This is a genomic window from Candidatus Giovannonibacteria bacterium (assembly GCA_016432405.1).
In the GTDB taxonomy this organism is placed as follows: Bacteria; Patescibacteriota; Minisyncoccia; order UBA11713; family 2-01-FULL-45-33; genus MFHE01.
In genome coordinates, this window is the sequence record CP066687.1 from 403,701 (window position 1) to 427,831 (window position 24,131).

27 protein-coding genes and 1 tRNA gene are annotated in these 24,131 nt (G+C 47.4%); 3 read left to right on the forward strand and 25 right to left on the reverse strand.

What is annotated here, in order from left to right:
- Window positions 1-158 precede the first annotated feature (158 nt).
- The gene (locus HYW15_02480) at window positions 159-1,823 is read left to right on the forward strand and encodes a glycosyltransferase family 39 protein (protein ID QQG42357.1); all 1,665 of its coding nucleotides are present in this window, start codon (window positions 159-161) and stop codon (window positions 1,821-1,823) included.
- Here the strand turns inward: HYW15_02480 and HYW15_02485 are convergent.
- The 24 genes from HYW15_02485 to HYW15_02600 all read right to left on the reverse strand — a co-directional run bounded on the left by HYW15_02485 (window position 1,806) and on the right by HYW15_02600 (window position 22,450).
- Complete coding sequence (locus HYW15_02485; protein ID QQG42358.1) at window positions 1,806-2,465, reverse strand: hypothetical protein; 660 nt, start codon at window positions 2,463-2,465, stop codon at window positions 1,806-1,808. The genes HYW15_02480 and HYW15_02485 overlap by 18 nt on opposite strands.
- Before the next feature lie 116 nt (window positions 2,466-2,581).
- Window positions 2,582-3,793: a serine--tRNA ligase gene (gene serS / locus HYW15_02490; protein QQG42975.1), complete on the reverse strand. Its 1,212-nt coding sequence runs from the start codon at window positions 3,791-3,793 to the stop codon at window positions 2,582-2,584.
- Window positions 3,794-3,817: 24 nt separating this feature from the next.
- On the reverse strand, window positions 3,818-4,111 hold the full coding sequence (locus HYW15_02495; GenBank protein QQG42976.1) for a dihydrofolate reductase family protein: 294 nt from the start codon (window positions 4,109-4,111) through the stop codon (window positions 3,818-3,820).
- 23 nt (window positions 4,112-4,134) lie between these two features.
- Window positions 4,135-4,287 carry a hypothetical protein gene (locus HYW15_02500; protein ID QQG42359.1) on the reverse strand — a complete coding sequence of 51 codons (153 nt, stop codon included), beginning with the start codon at window positions 4,285-4,287 and terminating at the stop codon, window positions 4,135-4,137.
- 18 nt (window positions 4,288-4,305) lie between these two features.
- Window positions 4,306-4,383: transfer RNA gene (locus HYW15_02505), tRNA-Glu, on the reverse strand.
- A gap of 15 nt (window positions 4,384-4,398) precedes the next feature.
- Window positions 4,399-5,682, reverse strand: a complete 1,284-nt coding sequence (locus HYW15_02510; protein QQG42360.1) for a hypothetical protein — start codon at window positions 5,680-5,682, stop codon at window positions 4,399-4,401.
- Window positions 5,679-7,376 (reverse strand): penicillin-binding protein 2, encoded by a 1,698-nt coding sequence (locus HYW15_02515; GenBank protein ID QQG42361.1) that lies wholly within the window; start codon window positions 7,374-7,376, stop codon window positions 5,679-5,681. Before HYW15_02515 ends, HYW15_02510 begins: the two co-directional genes overlap by 4 nt.
- Window positions 7,363-7,707, reverse strand: coding sequence for a hypothetical protein (locus HYW15_02520; GenBank protein QQG42362.1), 345 nt, complete (start codon window positions 7,705-7,707; stop codon window positions 7,363-7,365). The genes HYW15_02515 and HYW15_02520 overlap by 14 nt, the downstream gene beginning before the upstream one ends.
- 2 nt (window positions 7,708-7,709) lie before the next feature.
- Window positions 7,710-8,573, reverse strand: coding sequence for a 16S rRNA (cytosine(1402)-N(4))-methyltransferase RsmH (gene rsmH / locus HYW15_02525; GenBank protein QQG42363.1), 864 nt, complete (start codon window positions 8,571-8,573; stop codon window positions 7,710-7,712).
- A 2-nt stretch (window positions 8,574-8,575) separates the two neighbouring features.
- Window positions 8,576-9,010, reverse strand: coding sequence for a division/cell wall cluster transcriptional repressor MraZ (gene mraZ, locus HYW15_02530; GenBank protein QQG42364.1), 435 nt, complete (start codon window positions 9,008-9,010; stop codon window positions 8,576-8,578).
- Window positions 9,011-9,234: 224 nt separating this feature from the next.
- The gene (gene lysS, locus HYW15_02535) at window positions 9,235-10,758 is read right to left on the reverse strand and encodes a lysine--tRNA ligase (GenBank protein QQG42365.1); all 1,524 of its coding nucleotides are present in this window, start codon (window positions 10,756-10,758) and stop codon (window positions 9,235-9,237) included.
- Between the two features lie 3 nt (window positions 10,759-10,761).
- Window positions 10,762-11,232: a transcription elongation factor GreA gene (gene greA, locus HYW15_02540; protein ID QQG42366.1), complete on the reverse strand. Its 471-nt coding sequence runs from the start codon at window positions 11,230-11,232 to the stop codon at window positions 10,762-10,764.
- Window positions 11,233-11,539: 307 nt separating this feature from the next.
- On the reverse strand, window positions 11,540-12,124 hold the full coding sequence (locus HYW15_02545; GenBank protein ID QQG42367.1) for a hypothetical protein: 585 nt from the start codon (window positions 12,122-12,124) through the stop codon (window positions 11,540-11,542).
- Window positions 12,125-12,168: 44 nt separating this feature from the next.
- On the reverse strand, window positions 12,169-13,869 hold the full coding sequence (locus tag HYW15_02550; protein ID QQG42368.1) for a hypothetical protein: 1,701 nt from the start codon (window positions 13,867-13,869) through the stop codon (window positions 12,169-12,171).
- Window positions 13,853-14,161, reverse strand: a complete 309-nt coding sequence (locus HYW15_02555; GenBank protein ID QQG42369.1) for a hypothetical protein — start codon at window positions 14,159-14,161, stop codon at window positions 13,853-13,855. The genes HYW15_02550 and HYW15_02555 overlap by 17 nt, the downstream gene beginning before the upstream one ends.
- Window positions 14,158-14,847, reverse strand: coding sequence for a hypothetical protein (locus tag HYW15_02560; protein QQG42370.1), 690 nt, complete (start codon window positions 14,845-14,847; stop codon window positions 14,158-14,160). Before HYW15_02560 ends, HYW15_02555 begins: the two co-directional genes overlap by 4 nt.
- On the reverse strand, window positions 14,828-15,880 hold the full coding sequence (locus tag HYW15_02565) for a rod shape-determining protein (GenBank protein ID QQG42371.1): 1,053 nt from the start codon (window positions 15,878-15,880) through the stop codon (window positions 14,828-14,830). The genes HYW15_02560 and HYW15_02565 overlap by 20 nt, the downstream gene beginning before the upstream one ends.
- Window positions 15,881-15,891: 11 nt before the next feature.
- The gene (locus tag HYW15_02570) at window positions 15,892-17,115 is read right to left on the reverse strand and encodes a prolyl-tRNA synthetase (protein ID QQG42372.1); all 1,224 of its coding nucleotides are present in this window, start codon (window positions 17,113-17,115) and stop codon (window positions 15,892-15,894) included.
- 49 nt (window positions 17,116-17,164) lie between these two features.
- The gene (locus tag HYW15_02575) at window positions 17,165-17,836 is read right to left on the reverse strand and encodes a transposase (protein QQG42373.1); all 672 of its coding nucleotides are present in this window, start codon (window positions 17,834-17,836) and stop codon (window positions 17,165-17,167) included.
- 66 nt (window positions 17,837-17,902) lie between these two features.
- The gene (locus tag HYW15_02580) at window positions 17,903-18,964 is read right to left on the reverse strand and encodes a site-2 protease family protein (protein QQG42374.1); all 1,062 of its coding nucleotides are present in this window, start codon (window positions 18,962-18,964) and stop codon (window positions 17,903-17,905) included.
- 8 nt (window positions 18,965-18,972) lie between these two features.
- Window positions 18,973-19,524: a ribosome recycling factor gene (gene frr, locus HYW15_02585; protein ID QQG42375.1), complete on the reverse strand. Its 552-nt coding sequence runs from the start codon at window positions 19,522-19,524 to the stop codon at window positions 18,973-18,975.
- Window positions 19,521-20,129, reverse strand: a complete 609-nt coding sequence (locus HYW15_02590) for a hypothetical protein (protein ID QQG42376.1) — start codon at window positions 20,127-20,129, stop codon at window positions 19,521-19,523. Before HYW15_02590 ends, frr begins: the two co-directional genes overlap by 4 nt.
- Window positions 20,126-21,139 (reverse strand): rod shape-determining protein, encoded by a 1,014-nt coding sequence (locus tag HYW15_02595; GenBank protein QQG42377.1) that lies wholly within the window; start codon window positions 21,137-21,139, stop codon window positions 20,126-20,128. Before HYW15_02595 ends, HYW15_02590 begins: the two co-directional genes overlap by 4 nt.
- Before the next feature lie 45 nt (window positions 21,140-21,184).
- Window positions 21,185-22,450 (reverse strand): UDP-N-acetylglucosamine 1-carboxyvinyltransferase, encoded by a 1,266-nt coding sequence (locus tag HYW15_02600; protein ID QQG42378.1) that lies wholly within the window; start codon window positions 22,448-22,450, stop codon window positions 21,185-21,187.
- A 35-nt stretch (window positions 22,451-22,485) separates the two neighbouring features.
- On the opposite strand from HYW15_02600, the gene HYW15_02605 reads away from it, so the two are divergent.
- Together HYW15_02605 and HYW15_02610 are read left to right on the forward strand one after the other, a co-directional pair.
- A complete protein-coding gene (locus HYW15_02605; protein ID QQG42379.1) occupies window positions 22,486-23,394 on the forward strand; it encodes a hypothetical protein in 909 nt (302 codons plus the stop codon).
- A gap of 79 nt (window positions 23,395-23,473) precedes the next feature.
- The gene (locus tag HYW15_02610; protein ID QQG42380.1) at window positions 23,474-23,698 is read left to right on the forward strand and encodes a MerR family transcriptional regulator; all 225 of its coding nucleotides are present in this window, start codon (window positions 23,474-23,476) and stop codon (window positions 23,696-23,698) included.
- Between the two features lie 62 nt (window positions 23,699-23,760).
- Here the strand turns inward: HYW15_02610 and HYW15_02615 are convergent, their stop codons facing one another.
- Entirely contained in the window at window positions 23,761-24,108 is a 348-nt protein-coding gene (locus tag HYW15_02615; protein ID QQG42381.1) for a four helix bundle protein, read from the reverse strand.
- Between the last annotated feature and the right edge of the window lie 23 nt (window positions 24,109-24,131).

Below are 24,131 nucleotides of genomic sequence, written 5' to 3' on the forward strand. Positions count from 1 at the left end.
AGTAACGTCTGAAGGAGCTATCACGTTACAAGCAATTCCTCCTGTTACCAAAGACTGAAGAATGATATGTCCTGCATCCGTACAGATGGCGCATCGCTTTTATAGATGCGCTATTTCTTTTTCCAAAAATTAGCGCTATTTAATGATAGAATGAGGGTATGGATAAATATGCCAATGTTTTAGCGGTTTTGATGCTTGTAGCGATGTTCGGGCTGATGCTTGCTTCCAGTTGGAACGATTCGGCGATTTTTGACGAGGTGGCGCATATCGGCGCGGGTTATACTTATCTTAAATATCTGGACGGGCGGTTAAATCCGGAGCACCCGCCGCTTCTCAAGAGCATGGCCGCTTTGCCGCTTTTGTTTTTATCCGCCAGTGGGCGGATTAAAGAAAATATCGCGGCGCAGCCATTTTGGACTATGGAGAATGTAAATGACCGCCAATGGGCCACGGGTAATTATCTTTTATATGAGGCGGGCAATGACGCGGACCGGATTCTTTTCTGGTCGCGCCTGCCGATGATTCTGCTTACGATATTGTTTGGCTGGATATTATTTTCTTGGGTAAAAAAGCGCTATGGCGCAGCGGTGGGGTTGCTTACTTTGTTTTTCTTCGCTGTCTCCCCCACTTTTTTGGCGCATGGCCGATACGTAACAACAGACGTCGGCGCCGCGCTCGGATTTTTCCTGGGAATAATTTTCTTTTTGCGGTTTTTGGAACGGCAAGATTTAAAGTCAGCAACTTGGCTCGGTGTAGTGTTGGGGCTTGTCTTGCTTTTTAAATTCTCTTTAGTTTTATTACTCCCGATTTATTTAATAATTTTAATATTTAAAAATTGGAATTTGATTGAAAATTGGAAATTGAAAATTAGAAATTTAGCGTTAGCCACCATTATCGCGCTCGCTGTAATTTACGCCGCGTATATTCCGCAAATCTGGGGTTATCCGCATGACCAGCAGATGAAAGACGCGCGCTACATCCTTGCCGGCTATCAGTATCCCTCTTTGGCCAAGCTGGATTTTTGGCTGACCGAACAAACGCTCACAAGGCCGCTTGGGCTTTACCTGCAAGGATTTTTGATGGTTGCGCGGCGCACCGCCGGTGGGAACACGGCCTATTTTATGGGTGAAATTTCATCAAAAGGATGGTGGTCCTATTTTCCGGTTCTGGCAATCACAAAAGAACAGCTGGGGTTTTATATTCTGGCGATAATTGCTTTATTTACGGCGATTAAGAATCGGGCTCGGCCGGATTTTAATTCGCTCGCGGCTATTATTTTTATAATTTTTTACTGGGCAAGCTCAATTTTAAATCCTCTTAACATCGGCGTACGGCATGTTCTGCCGACTTTCCCTTTTCTTTACTTTTTGGTTGCGAAAGGCTTAATTTCAGGACGTCCGACGTCCTATGGACGTCGGACGTCCATATATTTAATTAGCACTTGGATGATTATAGAAACACTTTTTGCTTTCCCATATTATCTTTCTTACTACAACATTTTGGGCGGCGGCGAAGAAAACGGATATAAAATCGCAACCGATTCAAACTACGACTGGGGGCAAGACCTAAAACGTTTGACGTTTTGGGTGAAAGAAAACAATCTAGATAAAATTTATCTTGATTATTTCGGAGGCGGCTCGCCTAAATATTATCTGGGCGATAAATTTGAGCCGTGGTGGCCAGCAAAGGGCGCACCTCCCCGGGAAAGCTATTTCGCGATCTCTATAAATAGTTTAGCCGGGTCGGAGAATTTATATCCTTGGCTGAAAAGTAAAAACCTCGCTGCGCGCGCCGGCAGTTCAATCTTAATCTACAGGTTTTAATTTATAGAATGCCTTATCTGGAAAGCGCATATCTACATATTCAAGCGCCTGGCGCCTCTCTCCGATTTTTTGTTCCAAAAGCAATTTAAGATCTCTCGCAGTTTTCTCCGGTGGAAGCTCTGCGGACGCCAAAATAAACCATCCTTCTTTTAAATAAATATCAATTTCGCCGAAGGAAACTCTTATCCTTTTCGGCATCACTGACATATTTTTAAGCGCGCTCGTAAAATACGTGAGGAAACCAGCTTCTTTCTCGCTTAAAATTCTATCCCCTATTTGAGCCGTGATTTTTTGGCCAAAGGAGAGCTCTGGCAGCGGACTTTCGCTGAAACGCGGAGTGCGATCTCCCAACTCGCCGGATTGCGTTATATAAAAACAGGTGTTTTCCGCCGGGCAAAAAATAAGCCACGGCAAAATCTCCGGAAAATTTATGCTCAAACCGCGCGGAAATATTTTCTTAACCGCAGGCACGCCGAAATCTTTGTCTTTTAAAATATTTTCAATGCTCGCCGTATCCAGAAACCAAAAGCTGTTCTGCGGCAGAAAAATTTTATTTCGCGCCTCCAAATGAGATTTTATCGCGCCCCTTACGCTCTCTGCGTCCGGATAATTATAAATTTTAATTTGAGTTACACGGAACAAGGGTATCCAAAAAAATCCCCACGAGGCGGCGAGCAGAGATAACAGAAAAAAGAAAGAAATTCCCCATCTCCTTGCTGCCGTTTTCCTCCTTTTCTGCCGATAATAATCCTGGAGGTTCACAAATATTTTTGCAGCGCAGCGGGGATTTTTATTTCACCGTCTGGTTCCTGATGGTTCTCCAGAAGCGCTTCCAAAATCCGCGGCGTAGCGATGGCGGTATTGTTTAATGAATGCACGAAATGAATTTTGCCGGAAGAATCCTTATATTTAATATTTAACCGCCTTGTCTGAAAATCATGGAAATATGACGCCGAGTGCGTTTCGCGGTATCTTTTTTCTGATGGAATCCAGGCCTCAATATCGTATTTTTTGACCTGCCCCAAGCCCAAATCGCCTCCGCAATTTATAACCACGCGGTAAGGAATTTCAAGTGCTTGCATAATCTCTTCAGAATTTTTAGTAAGCTCCTCATGCCACCTCACCGATTCCTGGTGGTCTGCGCGGCAAAGCACAACCTGCTCAACTTTAAAAAATTCGTGCACGCGGAAAAGGCCTTTCGCGTCTTTGCCGTAACTGCCGGCCTCTCGCCGGAAACACGGTGAAAATGCGACGTATTTTTTCGGCAAATCCTCTTCTCTTAATATTTCGTCTGCATGATAGCCCATCATGGGAACTTCGGCCGTACCGGAGAGATATAAATCGTCCTGCGTCTTATAAACGTCCTCTCCCTCCTCCGGCGTAGTCCCGCCAACCCACCCCGTGCCAATCAAATTTTCTCTTCTTACCAAAACCGGCGCTAAAAATGGCGTAAACTCTTTTTTAACCAGAACATCCAGAGTAAATTGCCAAAGCGCCATAGATAAAAGCGCCGCGTCGCCCTTCAAAAAATATCCGCGGAAGCCGGAAACTTTCGCTCCGCGCTCAAGGTCGAGCGCGTCGCGCAGCTGCATCAGGTTTAGATAATTTTTTCCGTGCTCAACTCTTATCTCTCCCCATTTGCGGATTTCTACATTTTCAGCGTCGGATTTCCCCTCCGGCACCGACGGGTCCGGGACATTTGGCACCAGTAGCATCAGCTCTTCAAACTCTTTTTCCACGGCGCCAAGTTCAAATTCTTTATGGGAGAGCTTGTCTTTTGAAATTTTTGCTTCTTCGGATGCCCCGGTAAATTTTTTATGTTCCTGCCTTAAATTATCTACCTCTTGAATCATCGCCCTCCTCTTTTCGTCAACCGCCAAAAGCCGGTCAACATCAACAATCACACGCTTCTTCCTTGCCGCTTCTTTTATTAAATCCTTATTTTCTCTGATAAATTTTATATCCAGCATAGATTCATTTTCCATAATTTCTGCTTATTTTACAAGATAATGCAACTGAACAGTATCTTTATTGAGTTTTTTAATTTCAAGCAAGTCAAGTTCATACTCAAATTCCGAAGGAGCAACCACTTGAATACCTTTTCCAAATATCACCGGTTCAACATCTAAATATATTTCGTTTATAAGTTTTTCTTTCATAAAGGAGGCGTTAAGTGCGCCGCCGCCAGCCAGGAAAACGGTAGTAAAACCTTTTTCTTCCAACATCCGTAAGATTTCGTTTGGATTAGCATCAGTGATAATAACTTTATCTCCCCACTTATTCTCAATACTTTCGTGAGATACAACAACATTTAATAAGTATTCTTCCCCATAACGATGTTCCCGGCTTTTTTGCTGTTTTCAAAAAAACCTTGCAAATCTTCCTGCGAAGTCCATTCAGAATTTCCGTCTTCCTTTGCTATATAACCATTGGGCGTAATGCCCATATAGAGTATTGTTTTCATTTTAGAATCATTGTTGATTGGCGCCGTCACCGGGATTTGAACCCGGGTTACACGGATGAGAACCGTGCGTCCTGAACCAAACTAGACGATGACGGCATGCATGCTGGGAGCTTATTCTTTATTCTTCCAATATTTATCTTGTCTGGCAAGTAAATTTGCCGCTTCCTCTGGATTGGCCATAAGCTCTTCGGTCACGCGCTCCATCCTCATTGACTGCGACCCTTTAACCAAGACAAGGTCGCCTCCTTTTATTATTTTTTTAAGATGCGCCGCGGCTTCGCGCGCTTCGGAAAAACTGGCGACTTGTTCTTTCTGCATGCCCTCTGCCAAGGACTCCTCGGCGGCAAAGCGCGACCGCGGCCCCACGGTCACAAAATAATCCGCGGTCTTCGCCACTTTCTCGCCCACCGCTTTGTGGGCCACAATGGTAAATTTGCCGATTTCCAGCATATCGCCGAAGGCCACTATTTTTCTTGAGGCCTCCAATTCTTTTAAAGTATCCAGGGCGGCATGGGTTGCCAAAGGGGATGCGTTGTAAGAATCGTCCAAAATCATGCTATTTTTAATTCCGGGAATCAGCCGCATTCTCCCCGGAAGCGGCTCGGCCAGGGAAAGCGCCTCGGAAATTTCAATAAGATTCATCTCGTGCGCGATGCCTGCTGCTGCGGCGGCAAGGGCCGAATAAATATAATGTTTGCCGAAAACATTTTTTAATTTGACCGGCACCGAAGCGCCTTTATATTCCATTTTAAAAGAAATGCCTGCCCCGCCGATGGCGGGGCCCTCATCTGAAATTCTATAATTGGAGGCGGTCACATCCGCGCCCCTGCCCAAGCCGAAGCTTATCACCCGAGCTCCGGTTTTTGATTTCATATCCAAAACCGCCAAATCGTCAAAATTCAAAATAGCCCAGCCGGCCGCGGGGAGAATTTTTATCAGCTTTGATTTCTCATGGGCGACTTCTTCCGGCCCGGAAAAAAATTCAACATGCACGGGCGGCTCCCCCATAGCCGTAACTATGCCGATGTCCGGCTTTACGATATTGAGCATCTTTTCAAAATCGCGCGGGCGGTCAACACCCATCTCCAGCACTAAAATTTCCGGGAAATTTTTGCTCAAAACTTCTTTAAAACCATAAAAAACATTTTTTATCCATCCTAAAGGGCTCCGCCAGGCGGTTTTGAGCCCCAAGACGGCGAGCGCCAGGCCAAGTTCGCTGTTGTAACTTTTTAAGCTTTTTCTCACGCGGCCCTTTCTTTCCAGCACGGCTGCAACGGCCTCTTTCGTGGAAGATTTGCCCACGGAACCGGTAATGCCTATAATTTCCGGCTTATGCCGCTTTACGGCTATCTTCGCTTCCCAAACCAATATTTTTGTTAAAATTTTCTTAATCATCTGTCCGGAGGTATGGTATAGTAATTTATTAAAAACTCAATCAGAGACCTGAAGGTATCGGTCATTGATTGAGAGGCATATTTCACGCCCTGCGGGCGTTCTAAAAACATAAGAATCAAAAATCTGGGATTGTAAGCCGGGAAGTAGCCGAAAAAAGAGTGCAGAAATTCGTCGGAGTACCCCTTGCCGCCGGCGTTGGGCATCTGGGCAGTTCCCGTTTTCGCGGCAATGGAATAATGCGGCATCTTGGCCCGCCCGCCGGCCAAAGACATGTCTACCACGTCAACAAGCATTTTTGTGATTGTCTCGGAAGTTTCTTTTTTTATAACCTGGCGCTTGAATTTTGGCCCGGCTCCGTCCTTCAAATATGGCTGCATAAGCTTGCCGCCGTTTGCGACAGCCGAGAGCGCCATTGCAAGCTCAAGCGGCGTCACGGCTATTCCCTGACCGAAAGCCGCCGTGGCAAACTCAATCTCACGGCCGGATTCCAGATTGCTCAAATCGCCTTTAAGCTCGCCCGGCAGGTCCACGCCGGTTTTTTCTGCGAGTCCGAACGCGTGAAAATATTCCTTTAACTTCTCGCCGCCGACCTTTTGCATCGCAAAAACCGCGCCGGTGTTCAACGATTCTTCCAAAACCTGCGTCATGGTGCGCTCGCCGTGGGCTTTGCCGTCAAAATTTCTAATAGTTCTGCCGTTTATGGTCACCTCGCCCTTATCAATATAGGTTGTTTTTGGCCCAACCGCGCCCTGGTCTATTGCGGCAGACATGGTAAGCGGCTTAAACACCGACCCAAGCTCAAATATTTTTTCCGCGAAAGGGTTTAAAAAAACGCCGAGATCTTTTTCTTTTTGATATTCGTTCGGATTAAAATTGGGGACTCCGGCAAGCGCCTTTATCTCGCCGCTTTTCGGGTCAATAATTAAAATTCCCCCGCTTTTCGCTTTCCATTTGGTTTTTAATTTTGCTAATTCCGCCTCGGCAACGCGCTGAAGCGATGGCTCAACAGTCAAAACGATGTCTTCCCCCTCCGCAGCGTCTACTTTGAGCTCTTCGGTAAGCGCGATAAAAAAACCATTGGCGTCCTGGTCGCCGGCAATACTGCCTCCTGCTCCCAGCAAAGCATCGTCATAATATTTTTCAACGCCGTATTTGCCGCTCGGCTCTTCATTTGAGTCCTCTGCGGAAACAAACCCTAACGCGTGGCTGCTCAAAGCGTCCCCGGTATAATACCGCCATCTTTCTTCCTCAATGCCGACACCCGGCAGCTTGAGCGCGGAGATTTTCTCGGCCTCTTCCCATCCTATGCGGCGCTTCAAAATTTCATAAGGGTCGTTTGTCTTTTTTATTATTTTATAAAACAATTCTTTGTCTATTGAGGTAATGGAGTCCAGTTTACTTAAGACGCCGTCGGGGTCATCCAGCAGTTTCATGTTTAAATAAATCGTCGCCCCGATTTTCGTCGTGGCGGCTTTTACAAGTTCCCCATCCTTTGTTTTAAAATAAATATCCCCCCGTTCCGCGGCAAGCATGCGCTTGAATCCCTGCTGATTTTTCGCAAGCTCCAGATAATAAGAGTTCCGCACAATTTGAACAAAAAAAAGCCGCCCTGCAGCAGACGCCGATAAGGCGATAATCAAAAAAACCAGGAGAATCAGCCGATTTCCTCCGAAAAATATTTTATTGATAGACAAAGCTCGCGCTTTTGATAATTTCAAGGTTTTTGGGCTCTTCGTATCCTTGGGCAAAAAAATATTCAAGATTCTTGCCGTAACTTGCCGCGACGAACGCGGTCTCGGTTTCCATGTTTTTCTGAAGCGCTTCGTCAGCCGCGGCAGAGAGCGCCGCCCTTTCTGCGGTTTTTGAAACGACCGCGCCGGCAAGGTAAAGATGCACTGAAACAAATAAAATAAAAAGAGAAATCATGCTTTTTAAAATAAGCATTTTTTGTTTTAAAGGCAAATCGGCGGCCTCTTTGCCCGCCGAGATATACGGCCTTGCGTATGAAAACGTTAAATGAAACACGCTCATATTTTTTCTAAAACTCTTAATTTTGCCGACCTCGCGCTTGAGTTGCGTCTTACTTCTTCATCTCCGGCAACAATCGGCTTTTTTGTTAAAATTTCGGCTCTCCCGTCGGCGCTCAATTTCTTGAAAAAATTCTTCACAATGCGGTCCTCCAAAGAATGGTAGGATATTGCGGCGAGCCGCCCGCCCGGAAGCAAAATTTCAAATCCTTTCAGAAGCCCTTCCAAAAGCGCGGCCAGCTCGTCGTTTACGGCTATGCGCAGCGCTTGGAAAACCCGCGCAAGTAACCTCTCTTTTCCTCTTATGTCATCTATCCCCAAAGCCGCCAAAAAATCTCCTACCGAAAGCATCTTCCCTTTCTTTCTGGCCAAAACCAGTTTTTTCGCAATCAGCCGCGCCCTTGGCTCTTCCCCGAATTCTCTGAATATGCGGGTGAGTTCGCGCTCGCTTGTCTGATTAACTATCTCCGCGGCGCTTTTCGCGCCGGCTCCCAAATTCATCAGCAGCGGCTCTTTAGACCTGCCAAAGGAAAACCCGCGCCCGCTTTGCTCCAGATGCCACCGCGACATTCCCAAATCAAAGAGTATTGCTTTTGCTTTCCCGAAACCTTTTTGCTTGGCCAAAAGGTCAATGTTTCTGAAATTACCCAGCGCCGTCAGAAAATTTTTATTCTCGGGCATCAGTTTTATCATTGCTTCGTCCTGGTCTATGCCCAAAATAATTCCCTCGCCGCCGACAAGCCCCAGCATCATCTTTGCGTGCCCGCCGCCGTCCATTGTCGCGTCAATCGCTTTATCGCCCTTCCCTAGATTTAAAAGAGCTTTTAACTCTTCCGTCAGAACCGGGGTGTGAATCGCCTCCATTTTCAGTAAAGTCCGCTCTCTCCTAATTTCTCCGCTATCGCCTCAACGCTGTCCCGCGAAAGCTCGCTGTAGTTCGCCCACAAATCCGGATTCCAAATCTCCACTCTGCTGTAAAGTCCGACAACAACTGCCGCCTCCGCCAATTTCGCGTAGACCTTGAGATAGTCGGGAATTAAAATTCTCCCCAAAGAATCTATTTCAGCGTCAGCGGCTCCCGCTATCATTGTGCGCACAAAGCTGCGGTTCTCGGCTTTGCCCCAAGGGAGTTTGGCGAGCTTTTCGGCAAGCTCTTTCCATTCACCCAATGGATATAAAAACAGGCACCTATCCAGCCCTCGCGTCAGCACCAGCCGGGTTCCCAAATCCTTGCGGAATTTTGAAGGTACTGAAATGCGGTTTTTCTGGTCTATTGTGTGTAAATATTCGCCTATTAGCATGGTGTTATAAGCTCCGACGCTCTGGTCGGAGCTCCGACTTCTTGAATCTAATTTTTAATGGTGCGTCGGAGTTATCCACATTATCCACAGATTTATCCACATTTTCCCACTTCATATTCATTCTAACCCACACTAGCTCAATTAGGCAACAAAAAAATGTCCCACTGTGTGGGACAAAATAAAGCTAAATCTACTTATTTATTCACAGCTTGTCCCCAAATATATCATTTCGGCTTCATTGTGGGGAAAATGATAACTTCCTTAATATTGTGCGTATTCGTTAAAAGCATGGCCAGACGGTCTATGCTTACGGCAAGTCCCGCGGCCGGGGGCATGCCGTATTCAAGCATTTCTATAAACTCCTCGTCCATCGGATGGGCCTCTTTGTTTTCCGCGGCTCTTAATTTCTCCTGCGCCTCCAGGCGCCTCCTTTGCTCTTCCGGGTCGTTAAGTTCGGAAAAGCCATTGGCAAGTTCCAGGCCGCCAACAATAAGCTGAAAACGGTCAACAATCTTCGGGTTGCCGGAAATACCCGCCTTGCCGTCGGGCAGGTTTTTCGCCAAAGGAGACATTTCTATCGGGTAGTCCACGACATAGACCGGATTTGTCATCTTGGGGCGGCAGATTTTTTTGAAAATCTCATCCGATATTTTTTCTTTTGTTTCCCATCCTTCGGAATTTATGCCGAATTGTTTCGCGCGTAAAGCCAAATCCTCGCGGTTCAACTTTTCGGCTCCGGGAAGCAGGGCGTACCTTTCAAGCGTCTGCCAGAATTTTATCGTAGGTACTTTTTTTGGAAATTTGAGCGCCTTCCCTTCAAATTTAAACACCGGCGCGCCCAAAACGCTTTTAATCAGCTTCTCCAAGGTCTCGGAAATAAAATCCCTAAGGTATGCCGCGTCTTTGTAAGCGGCGTAAAGCTCTACGGTGGTAAATTCAGGATTATGGGTCGCGTCCAAGCCCTCGTTCCTGAAGTTTTTTCCAATTTCGTAAATTTTATTAAATCCCGCCGCGAGCAATCTTTTTAAATAAAGCTCCGGGGCGATTCTTAAATACATATCCATCTCCAGCATGCGATGGCGCGTCTTAAACGGCTCTGCCAGCGCCCCGCCGTATATCGGTTGGAGTATCGGGGTTTCCACTTCTATATAATTTTCCTTGTCTAAAATATTCCGCAAATTTCGTACGATGCCGGATCGGAGTAAAAAACGCTCCATCACCTCCGGATTCATCAAAACGTCCAGATACCTTTTGCGGAACCGCTCCTCAATATCCTGAAGCCCGTGCCATTTCTCCGGCAGCGGAAGAAATGATTTTGCCAGCATCTGCCAGCGCGCGGCTTCAATGGTCGGCTCGCGCTTTTTGGTGTAAAAAGGCCTGCCGCAGACCGCGACGAAATCGCCAACGTCGGCCGCATCCGCAAATAATTTATATGGCTCGGCGCCTACTTTATCTTCTCCCATGAAAATCTGAATCCTCCCGCCTGCGGCGAGTCCGCCAGCTGGCGGATTAGAACCATCAAAAATATCAAAAAAAACGGCTCCGCCGTGCCCGCGCTTGGCCATAATTCTCCCGGCAGCGCACACGGATTTTTTTGCCGCGGCCCGCTTCTTAAAATTTTTTTTCACGGCGCTTATTTCCGTAAGCGCGAACGGCGCGGCGGCGGGATAAGGGTCAATCCCAAATGAGCGCAAAATGCCGGTTTTCCTGACGCGATGTTTTCTTATTTCTTCTCCCGAAGAAGACATATTTTAAATTATATCAACGATTTTATACAAAACCGCGCCCTTTGGCGTTTGAGCCGAAACGGAATCGTATTTTTTACGTCCCAAGAGCGCCTTGCCCAGCGGGGATTCGTTTGAAATCTTGTTCTCGGCGGGAGAGGCCTCGTTTGAACCAACGATGGTGAAGGTGAGCCGCTGGCCGGAAGGGTCTTCAACCGTGATTTTTGACCCTATGTTCGCGGCGCCTCCTTTGGCGCCGCCTTCAACTACTATGGCCCGGCGGAGCATATCTTCCAGCTCTGCTATTTTGGCCTCGTTTAATATCTGCGACTCTTTCGCCTCCTGATATTCCGAGTTTTCCGACAAATCACCCAAGCTCTTCGCAAACTCAAGCCGGTCGGCTATTTCCTTCCGTTTTTTGGTCTTAAGCGCTTCAAGTTCTTTTTTAAGCTTTGCCAGACCTTCTTTTGAAAAATAAGCTGAATCTAGATCGTTCATAATTTAATTTGTCTATTTGGGGAGTATATCATTATTACAAATTTATACCAATGGGGATATTATTGAAGCATTTAAGCAATAAGAATTCCCAAAAACTGAATTATAAATCTGAGCGCTATCGCATTCAAACTTAGAATTCCAAATTTGCAATTTTCACGCTATAGCAAGTAAATTGCAAATTCAAAATTATACATACTTTTACGATCGTGAGAGAATGAACAAAAATGACAAAACAAAAAGGCCCCTGGTACAATAACCAGACAGGGCCTTTCTTTTTTGTTGATTTTGCGGAGGAGCGGACGAATCGTCACAGAACAGCTGGGAATTTCGGGAGGCGACTGCCTGGCATATCAACATTGAAACCAGCGATGAGAAAATGGATGAAGTCAGTCCACTGGCATCTGTATAACCTGTTTCCTTTCTGAAGGACTTTCATTTCCTCCAGAAGTAGGGAGATGCGTCGAAGGATGATGGGTACCACCCTACTTTTCTTGTCAAGCTCCTTCTTAAAATTCGTTGTTCTGCCATCTTCCCACTCCCACATTACACCGTCGTAAGCTTGTCTTAAGCGGCTCATTACTTCATTCTCACTAAGACCAAGCTTATGGCCGTTGAAGAGTGCCACTGCGACACAGACGGGGAGTGGCATAAGAGGCAACGAGCCAGAATCGGAATCCTGGCCAACAACTATAGCCAGCAATTCCGTATTGTCAGGAGCTTTCCCGAGCCACGTTTCAATCTCTTTCAAACTTTCCCGATCCTCGTGCATAGAAACATTCAAGACAACATTTGTCCTCGGCTCCTCTTCCATTTCTCCAACGGGAATGAGAAACGCTAAGAATGTACGGAGCCTTCTTAGTTGTTCTCTGAGCGATTTATTAACATTTTCCATTATTAAGCTCCTTTTTGTGAATGGGCTACTTTGGCTAGCCTGCCCTATTCTCTGCCCCCATTATACTCCCAAAAAAGCTGTTTGTCAATAGTATCTAAAAAACCCGTGTCCGCCGCCCACCGGAAAACTTCCGAAGCGACGTATGTCGCGCCAATCGTGTTTTGCCGCGGCCCAGATTCAAGCAATATCGCAAATGCCAGCCGCGGAGCGCCTGCCGGCAAAAACCCTATTGACCATGAATTCACCCTGTCTTTTTGGCCAAGCTCCGCAGTGCCCGTTTTGGCCGCGATCTCCAGCGGAATGCCGCCGAGCCCGGCCGCCGTGCCGCGGAGCGCCGACGCCCTCATCCCGTCTTGGATAACTCTAAAAATTTCCGGCGGCAGCGCCAATTTTTCTTTCTGGGGGTAGCTAAAAACCTGAACCGGTTTTTTGTTTTGGTCTAAAACCGCGGTAACTAAATGGGGATAAACAATTGCCCCTTCCCCCGCTATGGCCGATGCGTAAACTGCTGCCTCAATCGGCGTTATGGAAATATTCCCCTGGCCGATGGAGATGTGATAAGTGTCGCCCACGGTCCAATCTCTCCCGCCTTGTTTTTCCAACGGGTCCGGCAGGTGCCCGGACGCCTCCCCCGGCAAATCAATTCCGCTTTTTGAATCCATCCCGAACATGGATAAATATTTTTTTATGTTCCACGGCCCGAGGCCTTTCCGGCCCTGGTATCCTCCGCCGATTTCATAAAAATAAACGTCGCTGGACTGGGCAAGTGCTTGGCGCATATCAACCCATCCATGGGCTTTCCAATCCAAAAATATATTTGGCCGCGACGGGTCGTAGGGATTCGGCAAGCTTATGCTCCCGGTGCTTAAAATTTTTTCCTCCGGAGTTATAATATTTTCAAAAAGCGCGCCGGCCGCCAGCGCCGGCTTGACTATTGACCCCGGAGCGTAAAGCCCGGAGACGGCCCTGTTTAAAAACGGCTTGCCGGCGTCGCCAAGAATCCTGTTTACCTCCTCCGGTTTGTTTCTGCCTGCGAGCAGATTGGGGTCAAATTCCGGCGCGCTTACAAGGGCAAGAATTTCGCCGCTTCGCGCGTCCATAATCACTCCGGCTCCGCCCCGAAATCCTCTGGAGCGCATTGTCTCGTCCAGCGCCTCCGCAAGCTTTTGCTGAAGGTCGTAAGAGATGCTTGTTAAAATATTTTCGCCCGGCTTGCCTTTCTCCAAAATCCCTTCGCCAATCACGTTTCCTTTCGCGTCAACTTCCTCAATTCCTTTGGCGGGCTCTCCCCGGAGCACTTCGTCGTAAGACGATTCAAGCCCGCTCGCTCCATAAGCAAGTTCACCCTGCTCTTTGCCGGAATAACTTAAAAAACCCAAAACGTGCAGAAATCCGCGCGGCGGATATTTTCTCACGCCGCCGGAGACGGCGGTTTCGTTGTAGGCAAGAGGGCGCATATCCCTGTCGTAAATTATCCCCCGCTCAACGCGTTGGCTCACCGCTCTCAAAAAATTTTTCTCCGCGCGCGCGAGAAACGCCTCCCCGTTTACGATTTGAAGAAAATAAGCGCGCGAACCAAAAAACAAAAACGTCGCGGCGATAACTGCGGCCAAAAACCAGAACATTTCCTTCTTTACCGGATTTTCTATCATGCCCTCAAGATTTTCCTTGCGGAAACCGGGCGAGTTTTTTTGGTCCAGAAAAATCTCGTCTATTTCTATTTCTCTTTTATCCTTCCGCGCCATAAAATATGCCCGCAATGATTAAGAAGGGCGATAAGTAAGCGGCGATGTGAGTCAGCGCCTTGGCGGACGGCAAAACGCCGCCGCCCAAAAAAATCGTTAAAAACAACATAAGCGCGGCCCCTGAAATCCAGGCGACGGCCAGATTCGCAAGCCTGGTTGTAAAAGGAAGCGCGCTCAGCAAAGCCGCGGCGACCATTAAAGGAACCAAATAAAATCCAAAAGGGCCCGCCCCAAAACTTTCAAACACAATACCGTATAAAAACGCCGAAATTAAAATCTTATAATCAATCATTTTTTCAAAATCACCCTGACTTCGTAAAGCTCGCCCGGGTAAAATGGCGTTCTTATGAAAACTTTTTTTAACTGGCTCCCCTCTTCAACCGCGATTTTATCCACAAGCCCGGCTATGTAGTCAGGCAAATCCGAAAAGCGCGCCGCATCCCCGACTTTAACGTCCGCGCCGGCCGGAAGTTCTGCGACAAACTCGCCTCCCCCTCGCCCCCTTGCCTCCACCGGAGAGCCGGGCTCCTTGCCCAAGCGCAGCGCCGCCTCCTCGCCAATTCTGCCGGAAAGCAAAACCTTGCTCCTGCCGTTTAAGCTTTCGGAAACCCTTCCAACCAAAACGCCGCCTTCTGAAATTACCGGATCTCCCGGCTCCACCCCCGCATCATTCCCAATGTTAACGAAAACCGCGTCCATAAAAAAATATCCGCCGCCAAAGATAACTTTTGCGGGGAGAGAGCGCGGCGCCCGCAGGCCCAGAGAGTTTTTCAAAAGCCCGTTTTCGCGCTCAAGGTCCGCTATTCTCAAAAGCAGGGCGAGGTCTTGGCGGCTTGTGCGCAGCCCTTCCGACTCCGGAGCGAAAAATAAAACAGCTCTCGCAGTAATATTTTTCAAAAACACCTTTGGTGCGTTAAAAAAAAGAAGCGTAATTATCGCCGCCAATAAAATAATTTTTTTATTTCGGCGGAATGTCATAGTCGTCTTCAATAAAAACTTCGCGGAGTCCCTCCAAATCCTCCAAAATTATGCCGGTGCCGCGGACGACCGCCGTGAGCGGGTCTTCCATCAGATAAACCGGCATTTTTGTCTCCCTTTCCAAGAGCCGGTCCAGGCCTCTTATCAATCCTCCTCCGCCCACAAGCAATATCCCGCGGTGCATAATGTCCGCCACAAGTTCCGGAGGGGTGTCTTCAATGGTCGCTTTCACCGCCTCAACGATTGTCTTAGTTGATTTTGAGAGAGCCGCCCGCACGTCGCTGTCCGTAATCAAAACTTCTCTCGGCAAACCGGTGACCAAATCCCGGCCGCGCAAAGTCCCCTCCAAAACCTCATTTGTTTTCCAAACGGAGCCGATTGAAATTTTAACATCCTCCGCGGTGCGCTCGCCGATAAGAAGCTTAAATTCGTCCCTGGCGTAATTGGCAATATCTTCGTTGAATCTGTCTCCGGCAATGCGTAGATTGCGCGAAGCGACTATCCCCCCAAGCGAAATTACCGCTATATCCGTGGTCCCTCCGCCCAAATCTATAACCATGCTTCCGACCGCTTCTTGTATGGGCAGGCGCGCGCCGATGGCGGCGGCCATCGGCTCTTCCACCAAATAAACTTCCCTCGCGCCGGCGCTGTGAGCCGCGTCTCTCACGGCTCTTCGCTCAACCTCTGTAATGCTTGAAGGAATGCCGATGACGACTCTGGGCCTCGCGAAAAGCTGAGAAGTCGCGCTATGCACGCTTTTTATAAAATAAGTAAGCATCTCCGCCGTCACCTCAAAATCAGAAATCACGCCCTCCACCAAAGGGCGCATGGCCACGATATGCCCCGGCGTGCGGCCGACCATTTTCTTCGCCTCGTTGCCGATAGCCACCACCTGCCCGGTTTTTTGGTTAAGCGCGACGACGGACGGCTCGTTTATCACAATCCCTTCGCCTTTTACATAAACCAGGGTGTTGGCCGTGCCTAAATCAATCCCCAGGTCTTTTGAAAATGCTCCGAAAATTTTATTAAACATGACACTACGAATTACGAATTTTTACTAATATACGAATAAAGATTGGAAGTTTTAATGAGTTCAATTTTGTTTGAATCACGCTTTTTAATTTCCACCGAGCCGTTTTTCATCGTCCGGGCGCTTAAAACAACCCTTACTGGCGCGCCGATGAGGTCGGCGTCAACAAATTTTTCTCCGGCAGTCGCGCCTCGGCGGTCATCATATAACACTTCCCTCCCCTCCGCAACCATCCTGGAGTAAATTTTTGAGGCGTCTTTATCCAACTCTATTAAATGTATCTGGAACGGCGCGATTTCCTTAGGCCAAATTATTCCGCGCTCATCGTGCCCCGCCTCCACCGCCGCCCCCATTACGCGCGTCGTGCCCAACCCGTAGCATCCGGCTGAAACCAGTCGTTCTTTTCCTTTGGCGTCTTTGAACTTCAAACCGAAATCCTCGGCGAATTTTTCTTTTAACGGGAAAATATTGCCCGCTTCTATTGTTTTAATTTCTTCCGTTCTCCCGCCGCACTTTCGGCATTTTTCGCCGCCGGCGGCGATTTCTTTATTTCGCGCGAAACCGCACTTTCGGCATAAGAACAAAATGTCTTCTCCGGCGGCCGAAGCAACCTGAAACTCCAGCGAAAGCTCCGAAAAAGTTCCGCCGGACGCCTCCGCCACTATCACCTTAAGCCCAAGCCGCCGGAAAGTTTTGAGATATGCCCTTTTCATCTCTTCATAAAACTTGTCGCGCTCTTTATCGCCCGCGTGAAAGCTGTAAAAATCCTTCATCCGAAATTCGCGCGAGCGCAAAAGTCCGGCTTTTGCCCTTTTTTCGTCCCTGAACTTCGTCTGAATCTGATAAGCCTTAATTGGCAGGTCTTTATACGAGCTTAAAAAACGCTTAAGCAACGGATAAATTATTTCTTCATGCGTCGGGCCCAAAGCATACCTGCCGCCAAAACGGCTTTCGGTTTTAAAAAGCGCGTCAAACTTATTCCATCTGCCTGTCGCCTCCCAATTTTCGGCGGGATGCAGCGCAGGCATCAAAATTTCTGCGCCGCCGATTCTGTTCATTTCCTCCCGGACGATATTTTCTATCTTATTTAAAACCCGGAGCCCCAAGGGCAAAAAGGTATAAACCCCAGCCGCTTCTTTTTTGATAAACCCGCCCTGCTCCAAAAAAATGGCGTTTGCGCTCTCCTCGTCCTTTGGCGGAGTCCTCCGGGTTTTAGTAAATAATTCCGAAAGCCGCATAGATTTATTATAGATTTATTATACCTATAATCAACTTCAACGCAATTGGTCAACCTGCCAGGTTGACCAAAAAATCTTCATAATCCTTTGCTTTGCTGCTGCTTACAAACGCGCCGTACTCTTCAGAACTAGAAAATTGATCCAACAAAATAGACCTGTTTATAAAATTGCCGAATCTATTCGAACCGATATAATCTTGATAACTAGACCATGGATACTTAGATTCTTTATTGCGCCAACCAATCAACTCTCTAGGATTGCGGTGAATATACGCAGATAAATGCAAAAGATATTCATTGGTATCAACCAATATTTTATGGCAGTGGCTGCTGAACAAGTAGCCACTGCGCTTGTGTCTAAGGTTGAAATATTTAGTGTAGCTATTTCCTAATCTGCTCATAAACTTACTAATTCCATTTTCTTGTAATTCCAGAAGCATCAAATGGTAGTGATTTGGCATCAAAACAAATCCAATAAGCTCAACGATCTGCGCATTAAAAATGTCTCGCTCAATTTCTTGAAGCGCCGACGTGCCACGTTGACCAAATTTTTTCGCTAGGCTGGAAATGTGATTGAAAAATACATTACCCTGAAGCGCGCAGAGCAAAAATAAAAATCTATTTCTGTCGTCGTCATCAGCAAAAATATCACGTTTTTCCACGCCTCTGCTAAAAATGTGGTATACCGAATGCTCGCCCTCAAAAGTTATTTTCTTGTTCATGTCGTTATATTACACCCGCAGGCACTTTTTGGTCAACCTGGCAGGTTGACGGTTGACCAGTTGGTCTCAGAAGATTTTAGCAATGTCGCGGTAGGTTATGGCAAGCATAAGGGCGATTAAAATCATAAGCCCCAAGCTGTGAGCCAAAGCGCTGGTTCTGGAAGAAATGCGCTTGCCGCGCAAGGCCTCAATCAAAAGAAAAAATAATCTCCCGCCGTCCAAACCCGGAAACGGCAGAATATTGACTAGGGCAAGATTAACGGATAAAACGGCAATTAATATAAGGAGTACGCCGAAGCCCAGATTGATTGCGGAAGAGGTAATGTTGAAAATTCCAACGGGACCCGCCACTTCAACAGGCAAAGCTTCTCTTTTAAAAAGGCTTTGGATAAGCCCCCACAGTCCCAAAACCGTTCCTTTTAAAATTTCCCAAGTGAACTTCGCGCCGTCTATCGGAGCCAGATACCACGGAGATTTTTTTACGCGCACAAGCCCAAGAGCAATTCCCAACGGCCCCTCGCCTTCCGGCGGATTCTGGCGGGACAGAGCGCTGACCGCAAGCGATTTTTCTCCCCGAATCAGAGAAAGCGAGATATTTTTGCCTTGGTTTTGTTTAATAAAGTTTTGCACTTCTCCTATTTTTTGAAATCCTGGGATTTGGTCTCCTGGTATTATACCGGCGCGCTCGGCGGGTGAATCCGGGGCGATATCCATAATAATTATTTTGGCGTCGGGATAATTGCCGCTTTCTTCTTCGGAGACGGCTTGCAGGACGCCCAAACCACTGACCAAAGTAAGCGCGAAATAAGCCAAAATAATATTGGCAAATACTCCGCTGGCCAGTATCACGGCTCTTTTTGGCGCAGATTTTGAGCCGAAACTGCCCAGCTTATCGCCGGCGTCTCCTTCCTCGCCGAAAATTTTTACGAACCCGCCGAAGGGCAGAAGGTTCAAAGAAAAAAGCGTCCCGCGCTTGTCCCGCCATAGCTCCAGAATGCGCGGCGGGATTCCAAAGCCGAATTCTTCAACTTTTATTCCGAAAGCCCGCGCCGCGAAAAAATGCCCAAATTCATGGGAAAGAACCAAAATTAACAATATTGCTATAAAAATGAATGCCGTGATTATCATTGAAAATTCTAGATTTCCATTATCTCTTTTTCTTTTTTTTCAGAAAGTTTTTTTATTTTTTCATTGACGTTTTCAGTCATTCGCTCCATCTTTTCTTTTTGCGAATATTTTTGGGTTTCGGAAATCAATTTTGCCCGCTCCTCCTCCTGGATTGTTTTCCAAATATCATCCCTTCTTTTTCTGACTTCTATTCTTGCTTCTTCCTCTTTTTTGCCCAAGAGCTTAACAAATTCCTTCCGGCGTTCCTCCGTAAGCGCCGGGAAAACCGCTCTAACCTGGTCCCCTTCAGAAATAATGGAAAGCCCTAAATCGGCTTTCTCCAAAGCGGCTTCTATCGCCAGGAGCAAATTTTTGTCCCACGGTTTTATGAGCACGCTCTTTGGGTCCGGCGAGGACAAAGCGGCCAAGTGCGCGAGCGGGGTCGGCGCCCCGTAAGAATCCGCCGTAATCCCTTCCAAGACGGCCGGGGACGCCCTTCCTATGCGGATTTTTTTTAACTCTTCCTCAAAATTAGCCAAAATTTTTTTAAATTCTTTTTCTTCTGCGGAAAAATCAATCATGGCGCCATATTTAAGTATTCTCCGATTAAACGTTTATTCGCCGTCGGGTCGGCGGAAAGAGCGCAGGCCCGGAGCGCTTTCTCCAATTTTAAAATATTGTCCCGGTTTAACCCGGCGCGCAGCGCATCCTCGCTGCTCATAAGCGATTTTTTGAGGCGGAGCTCAAACTCGTCTCCCCCGCTCCGCTCGGCGAACGCGGATTTTGAAAAAAATCTGAAGGCCGAAAAACGCGATTTAATCGTGAGAGGAATCGCCCGCGTGTTTTTTGTGGTCGCGATGATAATTGAGCCGGCCGGCGGCTCTTCAAGGATTTTCAGCATGGCCGGCGCGGCCTCGCGGCTTAGGTTTTCAATACTTTCCACCAGAAAAACGTTTTTGGGGCTCACAATCGGCCTTCGCGATGCCTTGGACTTAAGCGAACGCACGTCTTCTATCGTAATAGGAGCGGATTCAATTTTAAAAAAATCCGGACTTTTCTCGGCTTGTTCCCCCAAAAAACGGCCGAGCAAAAATTTTATCGCCTCGCTCTTCGCCCTCTCGTCGTTGCCGTAAAAGAGATACGCGTGATTTGGAAATTGGAAATTGGAAATTGGAAATTTCATCATCTTTTGGCGATTATGCTTTTTTTATAGGACTCAAGATGCTCCATGGCGATGCCGGTTCCTTTGGCCACGCAGTAAAGCGCGTCTTTGGCCACCGCCGCCGGCACGCCGGTTGACCTTGAAACCAAAACGTTGAGGTTTCGGAGAAGCGACCCTCCGCCGGTCATCACTATTCCGTTTTCAATTATGTCGGAGGCAAGTTCGGGAGGAGTGTTGTGCAAAACCTGCTTTATGGCCTTCACTATATCCCGCAGCTCGCCGTCTATCGCTTTAACCACTTCGTTCGTGCGGATATCAATTGACCTCGGAAGTCCGGTGAGAAAATCCCTTCCTTTTATGGCCATCGTGAGCTCTTCCTCAATAGGAATCGCGGAGCCGATGCCGATTTTTATCTGCTCGGCGGTTGAGTCCCCTATCGCCAGATTAAATTGCCTTTTAATGTAGTCGGCGATTGCCTGGTCTATTTTATTGCCGGCGACTTTTACCGAAATTGAGCTTACTATCCCGCCCAATGAAATCACCGCCGCGTCCGCCGTCCCTCCGCCGATATCCACCACCATATGCCCCTGGGGCTCGTGTATCGGAATGCCCGCGCCGATGGCGGCCAGCACCGGCTCTTTTACGACGTACGCCGATTTTGCTCCGGCCTTAACCGCCGCCTCAACCACTGACCTGCGTTCCGTTGAAGTCACGCCCGCGGGCACGGAAACCAAAACCTCCGGCTTGACGAGATTCCATCTGCCGGTCGTCTTGGAAATAAAATAGCGCAGCATCGCCTCCGTCACGCGGTAGTCCGCGATTACGCCGTCTTTCATCGGCCGGTAAGCGACAATCGTCTCCGGCGTGCGGCCAATCATCACCTTGGCTTCGTTGCCCACGGCCAAGACGCGGTTTTCCGGGAGCGTCACCGCCACAACCGAGGGCTCGTTTAACACTATTCCTTTCCCGGGAATATAAACCAGCGTGTTGGCCGTGCCCAAGTCAATTCCGATTTTTTTTATGAAAAAATTCATCGTAAAGATGCTTCATTTATAGCATTTTTGTGTTGGAATGTAAAATTACTCCACTCTTTTAATCTCCGCTCCGAGTTTGCGGAGGCGTTCGTCTATTTTTTCGTACCCGCGGTCGATTTGGTAAATGTTGCCGATTTGAGATTCCCCGTTGGCAATGAGCGCGGCCATTAGAAACGCAAGCCCAGCCCGGATATCCGGCCCCTCTAGATTCCATCCCGCTAAATTGGACGGGCCGTGCACAATTGCGCGATGAGGATCGCAAAGAGTAATACGCGCCCCCATCTTATTTAAATCTTCCACGTAACTTAAGCGGCCTTCAAAAATAGTTTCATGTATCATGCTGGCGCCCTCCGCCTGCGTTGCAAAAACAACGTATGGCGCCTGCAAATCAGTGGCAAAACCCGGATATTCTTTTGTTTGAATGTTAACCGCTCTCCCGACGTAACGTCGGGATTGCTTCAAAGCAAGCTCGCCATTCCCGATTTCATATTCAACTCCGGCGGCTTTTAAAACCGCAAGCAGGGCTGTAAGTTCTTCTGCCGGAAAATTTTTAATTGTCATTTCTTTTGCGGCAACAGCCCCGAGGATCGCCAAGCTCCCGGCTTCTATGCGGTCTGGCGGAGCAAAAAATGGAACTTGCCCGGAAAGCGGTTTTCCTGCACGGCCTTCTATAGTTATCGTGTGCGTGCCGGCTCCGCGGATCTCCGCGCCGTTTTTATTCAGCCAATCTGCTAAACTCGCAATTTCCGGCTCTTCGGCGGCATTTCTTAAAACAGTCTGCCCTTTGGCTAAAATAGCCGTCATCATCAGCCCTTCGGTTCCGGTAACGCTCGGCACACGAAAAATAAAATCGCAGCCTTTAAGGCCTCGAGGCGCGCTGACTTCATAAATCGTTAAATTATGGACGTCCGACGTCAATAGTTTACTATGGACGTCGGACGTCGATATATTAGCCCCCATTGCTTTCCAGCCGTCTAAAAAAACATCAATCGGCCGCGCGCCGATCACGCATCCTCCCGGGTGCGGAAAAGAGGTTTTGCCGAAATGCGCCAAAGCTGGCCCCACTGCCAAAATAGAAGCGCGGATTTTTTTTGCGATCTCATAATCAAATTGCCCGCCATTTACACTATCCAGAAGCTCTTTCATTCTTTTGATATCTTCAATTTCCGGAAGGTTTTGAAAAGCCGGTCCGCCAGCTGGCGGAGAAAAAAGCAGCGAGGCAGCCAGAGCCGGCAAAGACGCGTTTTTGGAGCCGGAAACCGAAATATTGCCTTCCAGCGCCTTGCCTCCTTTCACTAAAAATTTTGCCATTGGCTTAAATTTATGATAGATTAAGCCGAAAGGCAATGTTAACCAAAAGAAAGCGCAGAATATTTTTCTACATATCTATTTTTGTTTTTTTGCTCGCCGCCCTTCCCATAATTTTTTACAGCCAAGGATATAGATTGGGGAAAGACCTGGCCCTGCACAAAACCGGCGGAATTTTTATAAAGGCATCCGAATCCGGAGCCGTCATAAAAGCGGATAAAAAGACCAAATCAACTTCTCTAATCAACAAATCCGCTCTCATCAAAAATCTCCTTCCGGGTGACTATCAAATCAGCGCGGAAAAAGAGGGGTTTTGGCCGTGGGCAAAGAGGATTGAGGTTTTGCCGGAGATGGTAGCGGAACGAAGCGCGCTTTTAGTGCCCAAAAATCCAAAAATGGAAAACCTTGGGACAACCTCGCTGCAGATTGAAAACCCGAAACCCCCGTATCCATCTGTTAAAAAATTCTGGGAAGTCCCAAAAACCGGGGACTTCATTGTCTTGGGGGAGGACGGCAATTTTTACAAAAACCGCGCTCGCCTGGACGTAATCGGGCTTTGGGGCACGACAACCTATAATATTTTAAAAAGCAAAAAAAGCAGCTTTTTTGACGAAGATTTCTTAAAAATCGTCTATTGGGACACTCACTCGGTTGGCGCTTATTGGTTCGGGGACTTTGAGCGCGCGCCTAAATGGCAGAAAGAAAGGGAACTGGACATATTTTACTCGGATTCGGAGCTTGCGGACGCAAGATTCTATCCCGGCTGGCCGGATTATCTCATAGCCGTAAGCGGCGATGGGATATACACTCTGGAGATGGACTCATCCGGCGGACAGAACATCGCCCCGCTCTACAAAGGAAGAAAACCGAAAATAGTGTTTATGGATAAAGAGACCCCGGCTTTAATTATCTTTGACTCTGGCCAATACATCCAGCTCAAACTTTAATAAACCTTAATAAATTATCCACAGCTTATAAACAAGCTTTCGCTCGACAGCCGGCTTTTCATTTTTTAGAATAAAAAACATGGAGGCGGCTAAAAAGTATTTAACCATCAACCAAACCGCGAAGCTGGTCGGCGTAACCACGCTTACATTGCGCAACTGGGACAATGCGCGCAAATTCCGCGCCGCGCGCCACCCAATAAACAACTACAGAATGTATACCCTTGAACAAATAGAAGTACTCTTAAAAAAAATGGGATTGCCCAGACCTCCAAGAAAACTCGTGATTCAAGTTTTGGAGGACTAATTCTAAAACAATTTTTAATTTTCAATTTCAAATTTTAAATGAATTTTCAATTCAATAATTTTTTAATGATTAGCCATGGTTGCTGTTATTTTTCCAAAAATTAGCGTGAGCTGCTGAGCTTCTACCCACAATTTTTTGGCATCAGTTTCCGATTTTTTGTCAGTATTGGCAATAATTCTTAGCCAATATTTTGTTTCTTGCGCTTCTTTCTTGCAGATGTGGATTTTGTTTCTAAAATCTTTTCTTGAACTTGCCCCATTCGCTTCGCAATAATTGGCACCGACAGAAGTACCCGCCCTTACCAGCTGTGAAATCAGCGGTAAGGTTACTGGATTTTTATCTATTTTTGAAGCCAAACTTATTACGCTTTCTGCAAATTTAGCCGTTCTTTCTTCCAAATCGTAATTCATAATTTAACATTAGATTTAACATT